Annotated in this window: 20 protein-coding genes; 14 read left to right on the top strand and 6 right to left on the bottom strand. The window is 26.7% G+C overall.

Translation table 11 applies throughout. The annotated features are described in order from the left end of the window. Positions 1-53: 53 nt before the first annotated feature. Complete coding sequence (locus CRU93_RS11175) at positions 54-770, top strand: response regulator transcription factor (protein WP_129104285.1); 717 nt, start codon at positions 54-56, stop codon at positions 768-770. A gap of 25 nt (positions 771-795) precedes the next feature. Here CRU93_RS11175 and CRU93_RS11170 read toward each other — a convergent pair whose 3' ends face one another. Then, entirely contained in the window at positions 796-2,916 is a 2,121-nt protein-coding gene (locus tag CRU93_RS11170; protein ID WP_129104284.1) for a TRAP transporter permease, read from the bottom strand. A 110-nt stretch (positions 2,917-3,026) separates the two neighbouring features. Then, complete coding sequence (locus tag CRU93_RS11165) at positions 3,027-3,971, bottom strand: TAXI family TRAP transporter solute-binding subunit (protein ID WP_129104283.1); 945 nt, start codon at positions 3,969-3,971, stop codon at positions 3,027-3,029. A 264-nt stretch (positions 3,972-4,235) separates the two neighbouring features. Here CRU93_RS11165 and CRU93_RS11160 point away from each other — a divergent pair, with 264 nt between their 5' ends. Beyond that, positions 4,236-5,321, top strand: coding sequence for an MFS transporter (locus tag CRU93_RS11160; RefSeq protein WP_375153651.1), 1,086 nt, complete (start codon positions 4,236-4,238; stop codon positions 5,319-5,321). Further along, entirely contained in the window at positions 5,322-8,081 is a 2,760-nt protein-coding gene (locus CRU93_RS11155; protein WP_129104281.1) for a DUF3427 domain-containing protein, read from the top strand. On the opposite strand, the gene CRU93_RS11150 is transcribed toward CRU93_RS11155, so the two are convergent. Together CRU93_RS11150 and CRU93_RS11145 are read right to left on the bottom strand one after the other, a co-directional pair. Beyond that, entirely contained in the window at positions 8,078-8,464 is a 387-nt protein-coding gene (locus tag CRU93_RS11150) for a DUF302 domain-containing protein (RefSeq protein ID WP_129104280.1), read from the bottom strand. The genes CRU93_RS11155 and CRU93_RS11150 overlap by 4 nt on opposite strands. Before the next feature lie 72 nt (positions 8,465-8,536). Further along, complete coding sequence (locus tag CRU93_RS11145; RefSeq protein ID WP_129104279.1) at positions 8,537-9,580, bottom strand: low specificity L-threonine aldolase; 1,044 nt, start codon at positions 9,578-9,580, stop codon at positions 8,537-8,539. Positions 9,581-9,737: 157 nt separating this feature from the next. Here CRU93_RS11145 and CRU93_RS11140 point away from each other — a divergent pair, with 157 nt between their 5' ends. The 5 genes from CRU93_RS11140 (at position 9,738) to CRU93_RS11120 (ending at position 14,601) form a co-directional block, all read left to right on the top strand. Then, entirely contained in the window at positions 9,738-10,562 is an 825-nt protein-coding gene (locus CRU93_RS11140; protein WP_258238904.1) for a heat-shock protein, read from the top strand. Positions 10,563-10,571: 9 nt separating this feature from the next. Next, positions 10,572-11,150 carry a nucleotide exchange factor GrpE gene (gene grpE, locus CRU93_RS11135; RefSeq protein WP_129104278.1) on the top strand — a complete coding sequence of 193 codons (579 nt, stop codon included), beginning with the start codon at positions 10,572-10,574 and terminating at the stop codon, positions 11,148-11,150. Positions 11,151-11,236: 86 nt separating this feature from the next. After that, entirely contained in the window at positions 11,237-13,132 is a 1,896-nt protein-coding gene (gene dnaK / locus CRU93_RS11130) for a molecular chaperone DnaK (RefSeq protein WP_129104277.1), read from the top strand. A gap of 11 nt (positions 13,133-13,143) precedes the next feature. Then, positions 13,144-13,443, top strand: a complete 300-nt coding sequence (locus tag CRU93_RS11125; RefSeq protein WP_129104276.1) for a hypothetical protein — start codon at positions 13,144-13,146, stop codon at positions 13,441-13,443. A 51-nt stretch (positions 13,444-13,494) separates the two neighbouring features. Continuing rightward, on the top strand, positions 13,495-14,601 hold the full coding sequence (locus tag CRU93_RS11120; protein WP_129104275.1) for a murein transglycosylase A: 1,107 nt from the start codon (positions 13,495-13,497) through the stop codon (positions 14,599-14,601). 12 nt (positions 14,602-14,613) lie between these two features. Here the strand turns inward: CRU93_RS11120 and CRU93_RS11115 are convergent, their stop codons facing one another. Beyond that, a complete protein-coding gene (locus tag CRU93_RS11115) occupies positions 14,614-14,853 on the bottom strand; it encodes a hypothetical protein (RefSeq protein ID WP_129104274.1) in 240 nt (79 codons plus the stop codon). A gap of 145 nt (positions 14,854-14,998) precedes the next feature. Between CRU93_RS11115 and CRU93_RS11110 the strand changes: the two genes are divergently transcribed. The 3 genes from CRU93_RS11110 to CRU93_RS11100 all read left to right on the top strand — a co-directional run bounded on the left by CRU93_RS11110 (position 14,999) and on the right by CRU93_RS11100 (position 16,547). After that, positions 14,999-15,808 carry a phosphatidylserine decarboxylase gene (locus tag CRU93_RS11110; protein ID WP_129104273.1) on the top strand — a complete coding sequence of 270 codons (810 nt, stop codon included), beginning with the start codon at positions 14,999-15,001 and terminating at the stop codon, positions 15,806-15,808. 78 nt (positions 15,809-15,886) lie between these two features. Continuing rightward, entirely contained in the window at positions 15,887-16,120 is a 234-nt protein-coding gene (locus tag CRU93_RS11105; protein WP_129104272.1) for a hypothetical protein, read from the top strand. A gap of 49 nt (positions 16,121-16,169) precedes the next feature. Beyond that, positions 16,170-16,547: a rhodanese-like domain-containing protein gene (locus tag CRU93_RS11100; RefSeq protein ID WP_129104271.1), complete on the top strand. Its 378-nt coding sequence runs from the start codon at positions 16,170-16,172 to the stop codon at positions 16,545-16,547. Here the strand turns inward: CRU93_RS11100 and CRU93_RS11095 are convergent. Continuing rightward, a complete protein-coding gene (locus tag CRU93_RS11095; protein WP_129104270.1) occupies positions 16,544-16,900 on the bottom strand; it encodes a rhodanese-like domain-containing protein in 357 nt (118 codons plus the stop codon). The two genes, CRU93_RS11100 and CRU93_RS11095, sit on opposite strands and share 4 nt — an antisense overlap. 149 nt (positions 16,901-17,049) lie before the next feature. Between CRU93_RS11095 and CRU93_RS11090 the strand changes: the two genes are divergently transcribed. The 3 genes from CRU93_RS11090 to CRU93_RS11080 all read left to right on the top strand — a co-directional run. Beyond that, positions 17,050-17,412 carry a co-chaperone YbbN gene (locus CRU93_RS11090; RefSeq protein ID WP_129104269.1) on the top strand — a complete coding sequence of 121 codons (363 nt, stop codon included), beginning with the start codon at positions 17,050-17,052 and terminating at the stop codon, positions 17,410-17,412. A 6-nt stretch (positions 17,413-17,418) separates the two neighbouring features. Beyond that, positions 17,419-19,188, top strand: a complete 1,770-nt coding sequence (dsbD, locus tag CRU93_RS11085) for a protein-disulfide reductase DsbD (protein WP_258238903.1) — start codon at positions 17,419-17,421, stop codon at positions 19,186-19,188. Positions 19,189-19,471: 283 nt separating this feature from the next. Then, a partial coding sequence (locus CRU93_RS11080) for a fumarate hydratase (RefSeq protein WP_258238816.1) occupies positions 19,472-19,745 on the top strand: 274 nt, incomplete at its 3' end.

Below are 19,745 nucleotides of genomic sequence, written 5' to 3'. Positions count from 1 at the left end.
TTTGTTATTATTATTTTAATCTCAAAATATAATATAGTATTAGGAAGATAAAAATGAATAATATGAATACAAGAGTTCTATTAGTTGAAGATGAAGAGTTAGCAAGAAAAACTTTATCTTTTTATTTAAATACAATTTTTGATGAAGTAGTAGTTGCTTGTGATGGAGAAGAGGGCAGTAAGAAATTTAAAGAAAATTATAATTTAAATAAATCATTTGATTTAGTCCTCACAGATATAAAAATGCCAAATAAAAATGGTATTGAAATGATTGATGATATTTTGAGTTTAGTTTCAAATCAAAGATTCATAATAGTTAGTGCACATAAAAATGAAGATGATTTATTAAAATTAATTAATCTTAGAGTTCTTGGATATTTTGTTAAACCTTTAAATATAGATAATATGATGGAGATGCTTCAAAAAGCAAAGAATGAAGTTCTTGCTGATAAAAAAGAGTATAAAATTGATAATTTTATCACAATAAATAAAACTTATACATATAATAAAGCAAATGATAAATTATATAATCAAGAAAAAATAGTTAAGTTATCAAAAAAAGAATCAGATATTTTATCAGTACTTATTGATAATTTTGGTGAAGTGGTTTCAGTAGAAACATTTAAAAAATTAGTTTGGAACGATATTCATACTAATGATTCTGCTTTTAGAACAGTTATGAAAAGATTAAAAGATAAAGTTAAAGATGAAGATTTTATTGTTTCTCACAAAGGTTATGGATATATAATCGAAAAACCTTTTATTAAATAAAAAGCGCAAATTACGCTTTTTATTTTTATATCTCAACTTCGTATTTTGAAGTATTATTAGCTTTTAATTTAGCTTTTTGGAATATATAAATTAATACAAATAATCCAATACCAATCATATAAGATAAGTGATATGTAGGTAAAGATAAATGTTTTGCCATAAGTTCAGGTAAGAACATAAATGGAACAACAACTAAGAAAAGTAATCTCTCAATTATATTTGTCCATGTAACAAAATAACCTTGTGTAAAGCATGAGAATGCCATCATTCCAATAAATGCAGTTGTAAAAATTTCTGCTATTCTAAATGGATTAGTAATCCAAATCCATCCATGAGGATCTGCTGGATTTAATGCATCAACTCCAGAAATTAATAATAAATCTGGATTAAAGAAGAACATAAATGGTAAAATTGCTGTTCTTATATCATATTTAAATCCTTGAATACCAGTTTTAATTGGGTCTGCTTTTGCAATACCAGCAGCAGCATACGCAGCAAGTCCAACAGGTGGTGTATCATCTGCTAGAATACCAAAATAGAATACAAATAGGTGTGCTGCAATTGATGGGATTAAATATCCATTATCATGTGCAAGTGATAAAATCACTGGTGCTGTTAATGATGCCATTACAATATAGTTTGCAGTAGTTGGTAATCCCATTCCTAAGATTAAAGATACAAATGCAGCAAGTAATAAAATAATAAATATATTTCCACCTGAAATAGTCTCAATTACTTCTAATAATACTTGACCAAGTCCAGTTAATGTAATTGAACCAACAACAATACCAGCAAGTGCAGTAGCAACTGCAATAGGAATCATATTTTTAGCTCCACTAATAAATCCAGCTAAAATATCTACAAATCCACTTACCCAAACCTCTTTAGTTATCTTTTGTTTATATAAAATAGCTCTAAAAGGATGTTGAACAATCATAAGTACCATAAGTAATGAAATTGCGTTAAAAGCAGCACTTGCTGCACTTTCTCTTAAAATCATTAAGGTATAAAGTAAGAAGAAAATAGGAACTAAATAGTGAATACCTTTTATAAAAGTTTGAAATTTTGGAGGTAAATCCTCTTTTTTTGCACCTTTTAATCCTAATTTTAATGCTTCTAAGTGAACTATATAAAATAGTGCAAAATATGAAACAAATGCAGGAATAAATGCTGCATAAATTACATCAGTATAACTAAGTGCCAGAAATTCTGCAATAATGAACGCAGCAGCACCCATAACAGGAGGCATTAATTGTCCATTTGTAGAAGCAGCAACTTCAACTGCTCCCGCTTGTTCTGGTCTAAATCCAGTTTTTTTCATCAAAGGAATTGTAAAAGTACCAGTTGTAACAGTATTTGCAATAGAAGAACCACTCATAATACCAGTAAATCCAGATGCCACAACAGAAGCTTTTGCTGGACCACCTCTATATTTGCCAAGTAAAGCAAATGCTAAATTAATAAAATATTCTCCAGCACCAGCTTTATCTAATAAAGATCCAAAAAGTACAAATAAAAATACAAACCCAGTAGAAACACCTAATGGTACACCAAATATACCTTCAGTTGTTAAAAACATATGTCCTGCAAGTTTATTTAAACTAGCACCTTTATGAATAATTAATTCAGGCATATAAGGTCCTAAAACATCATATGCTAAGAAAACAATAGCAATTAAACTTAGAGCAAAACCTAAAACTCTTCTTCCTGCTTCTAATAAAATTAGCATACCGAAAACTGCAACTGTAATATCAATTATATTATAATCACCTGGTCTTAATGCCAAATCATTATAGAAAAATGCTATATATCCAGCTGTACAAAGACCTAAAGTTGCAAATGTATATCCAAACCATCTAATCTTTTGTAAAAAATATTTTTTTCTAAACATTGGATATATTAAAAATGATAATACTAATGCAAAAGTTAAGTGAATTGATCTAGAAATTGTAGAATTTACAGGTTCAATTACAATGTATAATTGATATAGTGTCCAAGCCAATGCAATTGCAGAGATTAGCCAAAATTCAAAGTGTTCTCTTCCGAAAACCCTTTGCCCTTCTAAATCATTTACAATATTTTCCGTTTCATCTGCTTGCTCGACTTCTAGTTCATCGAGTGTATGATGTTTATCTTTTTCTATCATATAAATACCTTATTAATTTAATGTTGTCATAGTTCATACAAGTATGAATAATTTAAATGAAATATGACAAAATGTAGTTTTCGAAAGCATAAAGCTTTCGAAAATTTCTATTATAATAGACCTGCTTCTTTGAAGTATTTTTTAGCACCTTCATGTAAAGGAGCACTTAAACCATCTAATAATGATTTTTTAGTAATGTTAGCATATGCTGGATGTAATTTTTTGAATGTATCAAAGTTTTCTAAAATTGCTTTAACAACTGTATAAACAGCTTTTTCACTTACATCAGTAGTAGTAACTAATACAGCTTTTACACCAAATGTAGGAATTGGTTTATCATTACCTTTATAAATTCCACCAGGAACGTCTGCTTTTGCAAAGTAAGGGTGAGTTTTGATTAGTTTATCAACATTTTTACCTTCTAAAGGAACAATTTTTACATCAACAGAATTTGAAGCATCTTTAATATTTGCAGTTGGGTGTCCAACCATATAGAAGTATGCATCTATTTTATTATCTCTTAATGCATCAGGCATTTCTGAAGCTTTTAATGCACCTGCTAATGCTAAATCAGATTTTTTAATATTACTATATTTAAATAAATCTAATGCAGTAGCTTCATTGCCAGAACCTGGATTTCCTAAATTAACTCTTTTACCTTTAATATCTATAAGTTTATTGATATTTGCATCTTTTCTTGCAACTAAAGTTAATAACTCAGGATATATTGCCATTACAGATCTTAATTTTTTAACTGCTTTACCTTTATATTTACCAGTACCTTTTGATGCTTGATAAACAACGTCAGATTGAGCAATACCAAAATCTAACTCACCGTTTTTTAATGTATTGATATTATATACAGAACCACCAGTAGATTCTACAGAACATCTAATTTTACTCTCTTTTTTATATTGGTTTACTAGTCTACAAATAGCCCCACCTGTTGGGTAATATGTACCTGTAACTCCACCTGTACCAATAGTAATAAATTCTGCAGCAAATGCTGGAAGTGTTAATGCTCCTATAATAGCAGCTGTAGCAAGTTTCTTCATTTAATCTCCTTGTTGATTTTATATTTTTGTAATGACATTATTACAACATAACGATTATATCATAATATGATTATAATATAAATCCAAAGAATAATAATATAAAAGTTGTATATTAATTACTCAAAAGTCACATTAATCTTGTAAATTTAGCATATGTATTATTTATGTAAACTTAAATAAGTGTACAAAATATGTTATAATGGCTAAATGAAAAATAGACAATTAATAATTATAATATACATTATTTTGGTGGTTTTTTCAATAATGTATGCAACTCAACCTCTACAGCCATTATTGGCAAAAGAGTTTAAAATCAATATGATTCAAGCTTCACAGTTTACTGCTGTAATAATGTTTTCTTTGGCAATTGCACCTATAATATATGGATATATTTTAGAAACAATTTGTCCTAAAAAAATGTTAATTTATTCATCATTGATACTTCTTGTAACAAATATCTTTTTGTCTTATTCTACAAGCTATGAGATGTTTTTATTTATTAGAATAATTGAGTCTTTAATAATCCCTGCAATTATTACTTCTTGTATGAGTATATTAGCAAATAGTGATAAAAAAAATGTCAAATACAATATGGCTATTTATGTAGCAGCAACAGTATTTGGAGGAATGGTTGGAAGGGTAATTTCTGGTTTAATTGCTACGCATTTTGGTTGGAGAAGCGTATTCTTGTCATTAAGTATTGCATTGTTTATTGCAATATTTTTTATTAATAAATTGAAGTTTGAAGGTGATACGGAACTTACAAAAGCAAAAATAAAAGATGTTGTTGAAATTTTAAGTGATAGAAGATTCATCTTGATTTATTTATTAATGTTTACAACATTTTTTGCATTTGCTGGGCTATTAAATATTTTGCCTTTTAGAATGAAAGAGATAATTCCAGATGCAACTGAAACTCAAATTGGTCTTTTATATCTTGGATATGGGATGGGAATTGTTGTTTCTTTATTATCAAAAAAAATAGTAAAAATTTTAAAAAGTGAGCAAAATATGATTTTGATTGGGGGAGCAATTTTTACTATTGTAAACTTAAGTTTTTTCAGTGATAATATGGTTTTTGTATTTTTTATGGTTTTTCTTTTTTGTGTAGGAATGTTTATGGTTCATAGTGTAAGTAGTGGAATAGCAAATTCTTTAAAAAAATCTCAAAAATCATTAACTTCAGGAATGTATTTAACTTTTTATTATATTGGTGGAGCAGTTGGTTCTATAATTCCTGCAATGGTATATCATAGATTTGGATGGAATATAGTATTAGTGATGTTTATTTTTATTTTAATAGTTGTATATTCAATATTTTTTAAATATAGGAAAGATTTTAATAATTAGATGAAAAAACTTATAACAAATAATAGAACAGATAATTTTTATAATTTATTAACAACTCTTTTTAATTCATGTAAAAGTTTTTATATAAATGTAGCATTTGTAAATTATAGTGGCTTACAATTATTGCTTGATTGTTTGAAAAAAACTCAAGACAACTCAGTTAAAGGTAAAGTTTTAACTTCAACTTATCTAAATTTTACAGAAGTAAAAGCATTAAAAAAACTTCAAGAATTTAATAATATAGAACTTAAAGTTTTTGATAGTAGTGATGTGGGATTTCATAGTAAAGCCTATATTTTTGAATATGAAGATTATTATAAAATAGTAATAGGTTCTTCAAATATAACTGCAAGTGCATTTAAATCAAATATTGAATGGAATTTAAAAGTAGTTAGTAAAAAAGATGAAAGTTTTACAAAAGAGGTTTTGAGTGAATTTGATTTATTATTTGATAAAGCTTATGATGTAGATGGGAAATTTTTAAATTCATATGAACAATTTTTAATAAATAGTAATATAAAAATAAATAGAAATTTTATTTATAAAGATATAATTGAACCAAATAGTATGCAAATTTATGCACTTAAAAACTTAAAAAATCTTAGAAAAAATAACCAAAAAAAAGCTTTAGCAATTTGTGCAACTGGAACTGGGAAAACTTATTTAAGTGCTTTTGATATAAAAGAATTTAAAGCTAAGAAAGTATTATTTTTAGCCCATAGAGAAAATATTTTAATTTCATCAAAATTTAGTTTTGAAAAAGTTATTGATTTTAAAACTTTTGGATTTTTTACAGGAAATAAAAAACAATTGGATAGGGATTATATTTTTGCAACTATTCAAACAATTAGTAAAAATCTAAATCTTTTTAAAGAAGATGAGTTTGATTATATAGTATATGATGAAGCACATCATATTGCAAGTGAAAGTTTTCAAAAAGTATTTTGCTTTTTTACTCCAAAATTTTCTTTAGGTTTAACAGCAACTCCTAATAGAACAGATAATCAAAATATATATGAAATGTTTGATGATAATATTGCAATTGATTTAAGACTAAATAGTGCTTTGGAACAAAAATTGGTATCATCTTTTCACTATTTTGGAATAAGTGATATCGTAACTGATTATAGTGATATAAATTTAGAAGATATTTCAAAAGTTGCAAAAATATTGAGTGTAAATAAAAGAGTTGATTTTATAATTGAAAAATTAAATTTTTATGGCCATGATAATAATAAAAGAAGAGTTTTAGCTTTTTGTGTAAATAAAGAGCATGCACTTTATATGAGTGAAGAGTTTAATAAAAAAGGCATTGTCTCAACCACTCTTTTAGGTGAAGATTCAATTGAAAATAGACAAATATCAATAAAAAAACTTGAAGATGAACAAAATAGTTTAGAAGTTATATTTAGTGTTGATATATTTAATGAAGGAGTTGATATTCCTAAAGTAAATACTATTTTAATGTTAAGACCTACAACATCTTCAACAATTTTTATTCAACAATTAGGAAGAGGGCTTAGAAAAAGCAAAGATAAACAGTTTTTAACTGTATTAGATTTTATAGGAAATCATAACAGAGCTTACTTAATTGCATTTGCACTTTTAGGAAATAAGATTATTGATAAAGATAGTGTAAAACTAGCTTTAAATAATAGCTTTGCTTCAATTTCAAATGATACATTTATTTATATGGATGAAATATCAAAACAAAGTATTTTAAAACAATTAGATGAACAAAATTTTAATAGTTTCAGACATTTAAAACAGCAATTTATTGATTTTAAAAATAGTATAAATAAAACTCCTAAACTTATTGATTTTATTACAAATGAAACAACAATAAATCCAAAAGATTTTATTGATGAGAGTAAATCATATATTGAGTTTGTATATAAAGTAAATAAACAAAAAAGTAAATTTTCTGAAGAATTTTTAAAAATTATTAGATTTATTGATTCTCATATAAAATTAAAAAGAGTAAATGAGTTTGCAATATTAAAATATCTTTTAAATAATGAATCAATTGATTTAATAACAGCAAGAAAAGAGATTTTAAAGTACCAAGATAAAGTTGATATAAATAGTGTAAATCATAGTTTTAGATATTTAAATCAGGAGTTCTTTGATAGTGCACAACTTAAAAGATATACAAAGCTTACAAATTTAAATGATGAGGTTTTAATTATAACTAAGATATTTAAAACTAGTTTATTAAATAGTGAAGAAAAAGAGATTATAAAAGATAGTATAGAGTATGCAATACTTTTATATGAAAAAGAGTTTGGAAGGAAAAACTATGGTTTGCCATTTTTGAAACTTTATGAAAAGTATAATATGAAGAATATTGCTCTTCTTTGTAATCTTGATAAAATCCATAGCTCATTTAGAGGAAGTGGACAATTAAAATATAAAAATGATTATTTTTTATTTATAAATTTGGATAAACAAAATGCACCTAAAAGTAAAAGATATAGTAATACTTTTTTCTCAAATGATACTTTTTCTTGGCAAACAAAACCAAATGCAACAATAAATAAAGGAGATGGTGAAAAGTTAATACAAAATAAAAAATATGATGTGCGATTACATATTTTTGTAAGAAAATTCATCACTGTAGATAAAAAAACACAAAATTTTATATATTTAGGTTTAGCAAATACAATAAATTATGAAGGAGAAAAACCCATCAATTTAACTTTGAAGTTAGAAAAAGCACTTCCTAAGTATTTGTATGATGAGTTTACTTTAAATGTTTAGTCTTCTTTTGCTGCTTCATCTATAATTTTAAAGATGCTTTTTTCAACTCTTTGCATAACCTCTTTTAATTTTTCATTTAATTGTGGAAAAATAAAAGATGGTTTAACAAGGCAAATATTAGTTTTACTTTCATCTTCATAAACAGATATGCTACATGGTAAAAGTGCACTAACACTTGGATCAATATCCAAAATCTCTTTTGCAATATGAGGTTGGCAAATATCTAATACTAAACATTTTCTTCCTAAAGTTACACCTTTATTTGAAAGTTTTTCTTCTATATTGTGAGTATATTGAAGACCAAATCCATTATTACTAATTGCTTGTTGTAATGCTTCATATGCCTCATTTATGCTTTTAGAAGTTGATACTAGATATTTCATTTTTAGTCCTTATTATTAATTGGCTAATTTTATAAAAAGTTTTTTAATAATAGCTAATATAGAAAACCTATATTAACTATTTGATAACTCTTTTAAATCTTTAATTAATTCATCTACTCGTGATTTAGATGTATTCCATGAAAATACAAATCTTCCTCCACCAACTCCAATGAAACCATAAAAAATCCAATCTCTTTTTTCTAAGTTATTTAATACTTCTTGAGGGGCTTGTATAAATACACTGTTTGACTCAACAGGGAATTTTATTTTAATACCTTTGATATCTTTTATTTGCTCTTCAAAATATTTCGCCATTTTATTAGCATGGGTTGCATTCTTTTTCCATAACTCATTTTCCAATAATCCTAGCCATTGTGCAGATATAAATTTCATCTTTGAAGCAAGTTGTCCTGCTTGTTTACATCTATAGTCAAAATCTTCAGCTAATTTTTTATTAAAAAATACAATAACTTCACCCATTGCCATACCATTCTTTGTTCCAGAAAAACATAATACATCTACACCAACTTTCCATGTTATATCTGCTGGTTTGCATCCAAGTGAAGCAACTGCATTTGCAAATCTTGCTCCATCCATTTGAATGTATAGGTTATACTCTTTTGCTGTTTTTTGAATCTGCTTTAGTTCTTCAATTGAGTAAACAGTTCCTACTTCTGTTGATTGAGTAATAGATACAACTTTTGGTTTTGGGTAGTGAATATCATCTCTTTTTGTAGCTAAGTGAACAATATCATCTGGAGTTAATTTTCCATTTTTTGCTTCTGCCAAAAGAAGTTTTGATCCATTAGAAAAAAACTCAGGTGCTCCACATTCATCTGTTTCAATATGTGCTACATCTGTACATATAATACTATGATATGAACTACATAGTGCGGCTAAACTTAACGAGTTTGCTGCTGTCCCTGTGAATACAAAGAAAATTTCACAATCTGTTTCAAATAATTCTCTTAATTTATCTGCTGCATATTTTGTGTAATAATCATTACCATACGCTAACGCATTGTCATTATTTAATTCAATTATCTTTTCTAGTACTTCAGGACAAATTTGTGAGTAGTTGTCACTTGCAAACTGCTCATTTATCTTTTGATACATATTTATCCTTTTAAAAAATTCAGATGAGAATTTTAGCCACTTTTTCTAGATAATTAGCTAATTTAAATAGGGTTTTAATAAAAAATTTATTAATTTTATAAAAAATACTTGACAAATATAGACTCAATAAGTTATAATCTTTTAGCAGTTCAAGAGAATGAGTGCTAAAAAATTAAAAGATTGGTTTTTTATGATTGATAAAAAAGAGTTTTTATTACAGTCTATTATTAAAGCATATATTGAGCATTGTGAGCCAATTGGTTCAAGTCAATTAAAAACTATGTATGATATTGCATATTCTCCAGCAACAATTAGAGGTTACTTTAAAAAGTTAGGAGATGAAGGTTTTTTAGCTCAAGAACATGCAAGTAGTGGAAGAACACCAACTACTGAAGCATTAAAACAGTATTGGAGTAGTAAATTAAATTATAAACTTTCTTTTGTTGATTTAAAAACAGTAGAATATTTAGCACAAAGAGTTGGTTTAACTGTGTTTATTAAAGAGCTTAAAAATGATAAGTTGGTTAATGTATTAAATATCCAAGATAGATATATGATCTTAGAATTTGATAATTTTCCAATTACAATTAAGTACTCTTCTGCATTATATAGATTTTTAATTGATATGGTAGGTTTAGAAATCAATCATATTATAAAAATATCTAAAGATGTTGGAGCATATGAACTTTATGCACAGTTAAGCCAATTTGTAAAAGAAAGAGACCTTTCAATATATAATACGAAAGAGTTTTTAAGATTGGCACTTACATATGACTTTGATGAAAGTTTTATCAATTCATTTTTAAATGGAGAGGTTATTGATAAGTGTGAAGAAGGTCTTTATTATGAAGAGTTATTACCTACTGGATATATGGGAATATGCAATGTTTGCAATATTCACGGGTATAATTCAAAAATGTTAGTAGTTGGCGAGTTATCGAAAGATTACGAATATTTTTATAACCAAATTAGTATGTCTTAGGAGTTAAAATTGAGTGAAGAAAAAAAAGAAGAATTAAACCAAGAAGAAGTTGTTCAACCTTGTGAAGATAAAACTTGTGAAGACAGTACTGAGCAAGAGGTTTGTGAAGAAGAGACTGTTGAAAGTGTAAAAGCTGAATATGAAGCAAAATTAAAAGAAGAACAAGAAAAATATTTAAGAGTTCATGCAGATTTTGAGAATATTAAAAAAAGATTAGAAAAAGAGAAGTATCAAGCTATTGATTATGCATCTGAAAAGTTTGCAAAAGATTTATTAGCACCAATTGATACTTTAGAGATGGCTTTAGCAGCAGAAGAAAGTGCTAAAGACTTAGATGCACAAGAACTTCTTAAAAAATTAAAAGAAGGTGTTGAATTAACAATCAAAAACTTCTATACAGTTTTTGAAAAACATGAAATTACTACAATTGATACAGATGGTGATTTTGATCCAAATTTTCATGATGCAGTAATGCAAGTTGATAGTGAAGATCATGAAGATGGACAAATAGTTCAACAATTACAAAAAGGTTATAAGATAAAAGATAGATTACTTAGACCTGCAATGGTTTCTATTTGTAAAAAATAGAACTAATTGTTTGACCGGGATGTCTTTAAACTAGATAGATGACAAAAATTATTTAAAATAAAATTAAAACTTGATAAGGAAAAAAGATGAGTAAAGTTATAGGAATCGATTTAGGTACAACTAACTCTTGTATGGCAGTTTACGAAGGCGGAGAAGCAAAAGTTATCTCTAATAAAGAAGGTAAAAATACTACTCCTTCAATTGTTGCTTTTACAGATAAAGGTGAAGTACTAGTTGGTGATCCAGCAAAAAGACAAGCAATTACAAACCCAGAAAAAACAATCTATTCTGTAAAAAGAATTATGGGTCTTATGATGAACGAAGAGAATGCAAAAGAAGCACAATCTAAAGTTGGTTATAAAATTGTTGATAGAAATGGAGCAGCAGCAGTTGATATTGCTGGTAAAGTTTATACTCCACAAGAAATTTCAGCAAAAATCTTAGGAAAATTAAAAGCAGATGCAGAAGAGTATTTAGGTGATACTGTAACAGATGCAGTTATTACTGTTCCTGCATACTTCAATGATGCACAAAGAAAAGCTACTCAAGAAGCAGGTACAATTGCAGGCTTAAATGTACTAAGAATTATTAATGAACCAACAGCAGCATCATTAGCATATGGTTTAGATAAAAAAGATGAAGAAAAAGTATTAGTATATGACTTAGGTGGTGGTACATTTGACGTTACTGTTCTTGAAATTGGTGATGGAACATTTGAAGTACTTTCAACAGATGGTAATGCATTCTTAGGTGGTGATGACTTTGATAATGCAATTATTGATTGGTTGGCAAAAGAGTTCAAAGATGAAAATGGATTTGATATTAAAACTGATAAAATGGCATTACAAAGATTAAAAGATGCAGCTGAAAATGCTAAAAAAGAGTTATCTTCAGCAGAATCAACTGAAATTAATTTACCATTTATTTCTATGGGTAATGCAGGACCAATTCACTTAGTTAAATCATTAACTAGAGCAAAATTTGAGTCTATGACTGAGCACTTAATTGAAGAGACTTTAGGTCACATTAAAACTGCATTAAAAGATGCTGGATTAGAAAAAAATGAAATCAACGAAATTATTATGGTTGGTGGATCTACAAGATTACCAAAAGCTAATCAAGTAGTTAAAGAGTACTTTGGAAAAGATTTAAATAAAGGTGTAAACCCTGATGAAGTTGTTGCGGCAGGTGCAGCAGTTCAAGCTGGTGTATTAAAAGGTGATGTTAAAGATGTATTATTACTTGATGTAACACCATTATCTTTAGGAATTGAAACTTTAGGTGGAGTTGCTACTAAATTAATTGAAAAAGGTACAACTATTCCAGTTAAAAAATCTCAAGTATTTAGTACAGCTGAAGATAACCAACCAGCAGTATCAATTCATGTAGTACAAGGTGAAAGAGAGTTTGCTAAAGATAATAAATCTTTAGGTATGTTTGAACTTTCAGATATCCCAGCAGCTCCAAGAGGTGTTCCTCAAATTGAAGTAACATTTGATATTGATGCAAATGGTGTATTAAATGTAAGTGCAAAAGATAAAGGTACTGGAAAAGAAAATAAAATTACTATCTCTGGTTCGTCTGGATTAAGTGATGATGAAATCGAAAAAATGGTAAATGAAGCAGAAGCAAATAAAGATGCAGATGCAAAAAGAAAAGAAGTAATTGAAATTAGAAACCAAGCTGATACATTATTACACTCAACTAGAAAAACTTTAGAAGAGAATGAAAATGCAGTTTCAGAAGAAGAGAAAAAAGCAATTATTGATGCAGCAGCAGATTTAGAAGAGCTATTAAAAGATGAAAATGCAACTAAAGAACAAATTGAAGAAAAAGTTAAAGCATTAACTGAAAAATCTCATAAATTAGCAGAAGCTATGTATGCTAAAGAGCAACAAGCTCAAGGTGGACAAGCAGGTGCACAACAAAATAAAAAATCTAAAAAAGATGACGATGATGTTATCGATGCAGAAGTAGAGTAAGACTCTACTTCATGCAAACACTTATTTTTTTACTACTAAGCTTTTTGTTTGTAGTATTCTCTATCCTTTTATATTTTAAATTAAAAAATCAAAGAATTAGTAAACTTAATAGTGGTGAGTGTCCAGATTGTAAAGAAAAGACTAGAACTTTTTATGATGAAAATACAAGAACTATGTTTAAAAATGAAGTTATCACAAAAAGAGTACTTAAAAATCATGGTTGTTCAGGTGTTGTCGACATTGAATATAAATGTAAAAATTGTAATTTAAAAGAGGTTCACCAAGTTCCTTCAAATAGTTGTAATATGTAATCAAACTTTTACTTTAAGATGTTAAAATAACGCAAACTTAAAGGAGTAAATTTGAAATATATAATTGCTATTTTCCTTCCTATTTTTCTTTTTACCGGATGTGCATTTAAAGAGTATGAAAAATATGATAACATCTCAAAAGCATCTTTAGAAAAAGTAAACTTCTATGACATTGATAAGTTTTATAATGATGATTTTGATTATGCATTAAAAACTTTTAAAAAAGCTTGTAAAAAATCAAAAAGATTTTCATTATTTAAAGATGTATGTGAAGAAGCAGCTAGTGCAAAAAATGCAAGAGATTTTTTTATTTCTAATTTTCAACCTTATAAACTAATTGATAAAAATGGAAATGATGAAGGTGTAATTACTGGATATTATGAGCCACTTCTTCATGGTAGTTTAACTAAAGATGATACTTACAAATATCCAATATATAAAACACCAAAAGATATGATTACAGTTGATTTATCTTCTGTTTATCCTTCATTGAAAAAGTATAGATTAAGAGGTAAAATTAAAGGTAATAGATTAATTCCTTATGATAGTAGAGCAAAATTACAAAAAGAAACTAATGAAAATTTAGAGCCAATTTGTTATGTTGATGATGAATTTGAACTATTCTTACTTCATATCCAAGGTTCAGGAAAAGTCAAACTGAAAAATGGAGATATAATAAATGTTGGTTATGCAAATCAAAATGGAAGAAAATATAATTCCATTGGTAAATATATGTTAAAAAAAGGATATATTACTTCTAAAAATGCATCAATCCAAGGAATGAAAGCATACTTTGATAAAAATCCTGAAATGATGGATAAGATTTTAAATCATAATGAAAGTTATGTATTTTTTAGAGAAGCAAAACAAGGTGCAACGGGAGCTTTAGGAGTAGAATTAACAGCAAAAAGAAATTTAGCAGTTGATAGAAGCTATATCCCCCTTGGAATGCCTGTATTTTTGTCAACATCAAACCCTATTACAAAAAAGAAAATAAATAAACTTATGGTTGCAGCAGATACAGGTGGAGCTATAAAAGGTGAAATAAGAGCAGATTTTTTTTGGGGTTATGGTGATAAAGCTTTTAAGTATGCTGGGAAAATGAAAGAAAAAGGAACTTTGTATATTTTAATTCCTAAAGATCAAGTAGTTGAGTAAAACGGATGTTGTTTAACTACAACATCCGTTTCCACAGCATGAACTTTTAGGTTCAGTATCAAAAGAGATTATGAAATTATCTCCAAATTCAACAACTTGAAATTCATGTTTGCCACAGAATTCAGTATTCATTGTATTTTTCATATCTAAAGCTTTTTGTAAAGCCTCATCTTTTGATTCAAAATTTATATTATTTTTTAAATCGCTTTTTTTAAAGCATCCACATTGATTTGAAACAACGATTTTATGCATATATCATTTCCTTATTTTTTATTATTAAATTAAATAATATCTTAACTATTTATTTAAAGTACTTATAAATAGAATTTATATGATAATTTTAAAATTCAAGTGATATTTAGATAAAATATATATAAATGAATTAGTAAGGATAAAGATGCATATAACGAATTTAATTTCTCAATATTTTGGAAAATTTGCAAAAAAAGAGTTTCCTTCGTTTTTTCAAAAAATGATAAATGAAACTTATGTAAAGATTTTTAAAATTGACCTAAGTGAATTTAGAAATGCAAAATATTATAAATCATTAACCGATTTATTTACAAGAGAATTAGCAATCCCTAGACAAATAGATGAAGCAGTTGATAGCGTAATATCTCCTTGTGATAGTTTTATTACTCAGGGTGGAAACCTAAAAGAAGGTACTCTTCTTCAAATAAAAGGTATGGAATATAGTGCAGAAGAGTTACTAACTTATTATTGTACAGATAATTATGATAAAGTTAAAAATGGTTCTTACATTAATTTTTATTTAGCACCAAGTGATTATCATAGGTATCACGCTCCAGTTGATTTTGTAATAAAAAAACTTATTCATGTACCAGGTAAACTTTATCCTGTAAATTTTAAATATTTAAAAAAAGAGATAGAGTTATTTGTTCAAAATGAAAGAGTTATTTTAGAGTGTAGATCAAATGAAGACAAACTTTTTTATATGGTATTTGTAGGAGCATTAAATGTTGGACAAATGGTTTTTGATTTTGAACCATCTGTTCAAACGAATACAAATACAAATGATATTATGTATATTGATTATGATGGTGTTGATGTAAGAAAAGGTGATACTTTGGGTTATTTTAAAATGGGTTCTACAATTGTTATGATTTGGGAAGAAAATAGTATAGAATTAGAAAATCTTCTAAATCAGAAAGTTAAATTTGGACAAAAAATAGCTACTGTTAAATAATAAACAACTATAAAAATTTTATTTAACTAAAAGTTAAATTTTGTCAAAATTGAATACAAATAAAAAAAAGGAATAAAAATGTCAGTTACTACAGAAATTGCGACTCTTGATTTAGCAGGAACAAAAAAAGGTAAAATTATAATCTCTAATCTTACTGAGCCTTATGGTAAAGAAACAGCTGATGTTGTAAGTATTGGAATTGCATTAAATGGTAAAGATATTGAATGGAAATCACATGTTCCTTATGAAAACTTAGATGAAGTAATTGAAGTTCTTCAAAAAGTAAATAAAGAGTATAAAAAAACAAAATAATTTATAAAAAAGAGAATTCAATTCTCTTTTTATTCTTAAAGGAAAAACGATGAAATGGATTCTTTTTCTTCTTTTATCTGCAAGTGTTTTTTTAAATGCTGCTGATGTAAAATCACTTAAAGCTTCAAAAATTAGTAAATATCTATCTCTTAACGGAATTGTTGTGGATATTCGTTCAAAACAGACACAAGAAAAAACAGGTATAATTCCAGAATCTTATAAATTACCATTTATTAAAGATGATGAAAAGTCTTTAAAAATTTGGAAATTTAAACTTTTAAAGATTTTAAAAAGTGCAAAAAGAAGCTTTTTACTAGTTGATAGCAATGGAACAAAAGCTAAAGATTTAGCATTAAAATTAAAAAATAGTGGATTTTCTAAAGTATTATATTTAGAAAATGGATTTAGCTCATATAAGAAAAACTAATTAAAAATAGTTTTTCTTCCTTCTTGTAGCCATTGAGCAATACCACCATGTAAATGAGCACAGTTTTTATAACCTTCTTGTTGAACTAAATAATTACCAATCCTTCTAGTTCTATTTGCATGGGCACAGATTAAAATAAATGTTTGATCTTTTGATGTTACAAGTTTTTTAAATTCATTTAACCACTCTTCTAGATTATAATTACCAAATTCATCAAAAAAAGTTAACTTATGTGAATTTTCAATAATTCCTGTTTGTTCAAATTCCATTTGTGTTCTAACATCAATTAATACAATATTATCTTTATTCATAAAATCAACTTTTCTTGGAATTAAGTCAATTACTTCTTGCATAATATCCCCTTATTTGGTTAGAATTTTAACAATTAATTATTAATAAAACTTATAAAATAAAATTTAATTTAAATAATAAAATATTCTATTAACAAACTCTTTACATTAATTTATTATAATAGTAAATAAAAAAAGAATAAGGTTTTGCTATGAAAAAAATATTTATGTTAATGATGTTTAGTGTAGTTTCTGTTTTTGCATTTGAGCATTTAAATGTAATGAACATAGATGAAAAGTTAGAAAATAAAAATGTAATTGTGGATTTTTATGCTACTTGGTGTCCACCATGTAAGATAATGACAAAGAATATGATTGCATATGATAAAGTAAAAAGTCCTGATGTGACTATTTATAAAGTAGATGTTGATCAAGAGCCAGAATTATCTGAAAAATTTGGAATAAGAACAATTCCTACTTTACTTTATTTTAAAAATGGAAAGTTAATTAAGCAAGAAGTTGGAATTAAAACAATTCCTGAATTAAAAGCAAATGTAAAAAAATATCTAAAGTAGTAATTTATGATGATATTAAAAAAAATAGCTTTAGTTTTATTATTAGCAACTTATTCTGTATTTGCGGCTAATTATGATTTTTTAGAACCTGATCAAGCTTTTAAAGTAAAGTTTGAACAAAATAAAAAAGATGTACAAATATTAATAAATCTTGGGAAAGGGATTTATTTATATGATAATAAATTAAAAGTTTTTATTTCAAAACCTGAAAAAATCGAAATTACTAAAGATTTGAATATTCCTAAGCCAGTAAAATATGAAGAGTATATTGTACATTTAAATGATATGCTTATAAATGTACCAAAAAGTTTATTATCTTCAAAAGTTGATTCAAAAACATACGAAATAGAGTTGCATTTTCAAGGATGTTCAAAAGCAGGACTTTGCTATGCACCAATGGTTAAAAAATATAATGTAGATATTTCTAATATAGAAAAAAAAGGCAGTGTAGAAAAACAAGCTTCTATAAAACAAACTGTCTCAACAAAAAACAATGAACAAAAAAGTGAAACAGATTTAATCACAAGTACTTTAAAAGATGGAAATTTTCTATTTATTTTGGCTACATTTTTTACATTTGGACTGTTATTATCTTTAACTCCTTGTGTTTTTCCAATGATTCCAATTTTATCTTCTATTATTGTAAAAGCTGGGAATACCCAAAAACTTACTGCCCTTGGAGGATTTTTTCTATCATTAGTATATGTTTTATCAATGGCATTAGCATATACAATTGCAGGAGTTATTGCAGGATTATTTGGATCAAATTTACAAGTAATGTTACAAAATCCATATGTTCTTACTGTATTTGCTTTAATTTTTGTATTATTAGCTATATCAATGTTTGGTTATTTTAAATTAGAATTGCCACAAACTCTGCAAAATAAAATTAATAAAACAACTGAAGGAAAAGAGAAACAAGGAATTATTGGTATTGCAATAATGGGATTTTTATCTGCTTTAATTGTAGGTCCTTGCGTTGCTCCACCACTTGCAGGAGCTTTAGTTTATATTGGACAAACAGGTGATGCTGTATTAGGTGGGCTTGCTTTATTTGTATTAAGTTTAGGTATGGGAATGCCTTTACTTCTTATTGGATTAGGTGCTGGTAAATTTATGCCAAAACCTGGAATATGGATGGATACTATTTCAAAACTTTTTGGAATAATAATGCTTGCAATTGCAATTTGGATGTTAGATAGAGTTATTTCAGATTATGTGATTTATTTGTGGGCAATATTATTTATTGCAACTGGTGTGTATTTAAAGCAGTTCAAACATATTTTAGTAAAAACAATATCTATGTTGATTCTAGTTTATGGAGTAGTTACTTTTATTGGAGCAATTAGTTCTGCAAAAAATGTATTAAATCCTTTAGAAAAATTTACATCAACAAAAGCAATATCTTATACTGCAAGTGAATTATCATGGAAAAAAGTTAAAAATATTGAAGAGTTAAATCAAGCAATTAAAAATTCTTCAAAACCGGTTATTTTAGATTTTTATGCAGATTGGTGTGTTGCTTGTAAAGAACTAGAAGAAGTAACTTTTAAAAATAAAGAGGTTATTTCAAAATTAAAAAACTTTACTTTATTAAAAGCAGATGTAACAAACAATACAAAAGATGATAAAGAATTACAGAAAAAATTTGGAATCTTTGGACCTCCAGGAATCATTTTCTGGGATAAAAACAACAATGAAATAAAAGTAGCTAAAATAATTGGCTATAAAAATCCTGCAGAGTTTTTACGAATTTTACAACAAAATTTTAAATAAAAAACTCTAAAAATCTTAAAAAAAACATAAGAAAAGATATTAAAGTCCTTTTTTTATCCTTTTCTTACTGTTATAATTATTTTTTTATCGATAAAATTTTAATTTTATAATTATGGTAACAATTATATAACTCAAGTGAATATTTATTTTTAATTTATTTGATTTAATAATTAACTATAATTGCGGTTTTGCATATAACTTAAATGTGAGTCAAAATGGGCGGATTAAAATCCAGTCGCTCTATAGATGTAGAGTTAATCATTTAGTATTTTAAGGTGAGAAAATGAAAATAATAAAAGAGCAAGATATAATAGATAGTATAGCAGGGGCCTGTCAATATATATCATATTATCATCCAGAAGATTTTGTAAAAGCAATGGTAGAAGCATATGAAAAAGAAGAATCACAAGCAGCAAAAAATGCGATAGCACAGATTCTAATAAACTCAAAGATGTGTGCGATGGGGCACAGACCATTATGCCAAGATACAGGATCAGTAAATATATTTATCAAAGTGGGATTAAACGCAAAATTAGAATTAAGTAAAGAACTAGAAG

Source organism: Arcobacter sp. CECT 8985, from assembly GCF_004116495.1.
In the GTDB taxonomy this organism is placed as follows: Bacteria; Campylobacterota; Campylobacteria; order Campylobacterales; family Arcobacteraceae; genus Malaciobacter.
This window is presented reverse-complemented; position numbering and strand designations above follow the sequence as displayed.

Bases quoted from the DNA above. Each gene is read 5' to 3' on its own strand.
- CRU93_RS11175 (WP_129104285.1), top strand. From the start codon at position 54: ATGAATAATATGAATACAAGAGTTCTATTAGTTGAAGATGAAGAGTTA.
- CRU93_RS11170 (WP_129104284.1), bottom strand. From the start codon at position 2,916: ATGATAGAAAAAGATAAACATCATACACTCGATGAACTAGAAGTCGAG.
- CRU93_RS11165 (WP_129104283.1), bottom strand. From the start codon at position 3,971: ATGAAGAAACTTGCTACAGCTGCTATTATAGGAGCATTAACACTTCCA.
- CRU93_RS11160 (WP_375153651.1), top strand. From the start codon at position 4,236: ATGTATGCAACTCAACCTCTACAGCCATTATTGGCAAAAGAGTTTAAA.
- CRU93_RS11155 (WP_129104281.1), top strand. From the start codon at position 5,322: ATGAAAAAACTTATAACAAATAATAGAACAGATAATTTTTATAATTTA.
- CRU93_RS11150 (WP_129104280.1), bottom strand. From the start codon at position 8,464: ATGAAATATCTAGTATCAACTTCTAAAAGCATAAATGAGGCATATGAA.
- CRU93_RS11145 (WP_129104279.1), bottom strand. From the start codon at position 9,580: ATGTATCAAAAGATAAATGAGCAGTTTGCAAGTGACAACTACTCACAA.
- CRU93_RS11140 (WP_258238904.1), top strand. From the start codon at position 9,738: ATGAGTGCTAAAAAATTAAAAGATTGGTTTTTTATGATTGATAAAAAA.
- dnaK (WP_129104277.1), top strand. From the start codon at position 11,237: ATGAGTAAAGTTATAGGAATCGATTTAGGTACAACTAACTCTTGTATG.
- CRU93_RS11125 (WP_129104276.1), top strand. From the start codon at position 13,144: ATGCAAACACTTATTTTTTTACTACTAAGCTTTTTGTTTGTAGTATTC.
- CRU93_RS11115 (WP_129104274.1), bottom strand. From the start codon at position 14,853: ATGCATAAAATCGTTGTTTCAAATCAATGTGGATGCTTTAAAAAAAGC.
- CRU93_RS11110 (WP_129104273.1), top strand. From the start codon at position 14,999: ATGCATATAACGAATTTAATTTCTCAATATTTTGGAAAATTTGCAAAA.
- CRU93_RS11105 (WP_129104272.1), top strand. From the start codon at position 15,887: ATGTCAGTTACTACAGAAATTGCGACTCTTGATTTAGCAGGAACAAAA.
- CRU93_RS11100 (WP_129104271.1), top strand. From the start codon at position 16,170: ATGAAATGGATTCTTTTTCTTCTTTTATCTGCAAGTGTTTTTTTAAAT.
- CRU93_RS11095 (WP_129104270.1), bottom strand. From the start codon at position 16,900: ATGCAAGAAGTAATTGACTTAATTCCAAGAAAAGTTGATTTTATGAAT.
- CRU93_RS11090 (WP_129104269.1), top strand. From the start codon at position 17,050: ATGAAAAAAATATTTATGTTAATGATGTTTAGTGTAGTTTCTGTTTTT.
- dsbD (WP_258238903.1), top strand. From the start codon at position 17,419: ATGATGATATTAAAAAAAATAGCTTTAGTTTTATTATTAGCAACTTAT.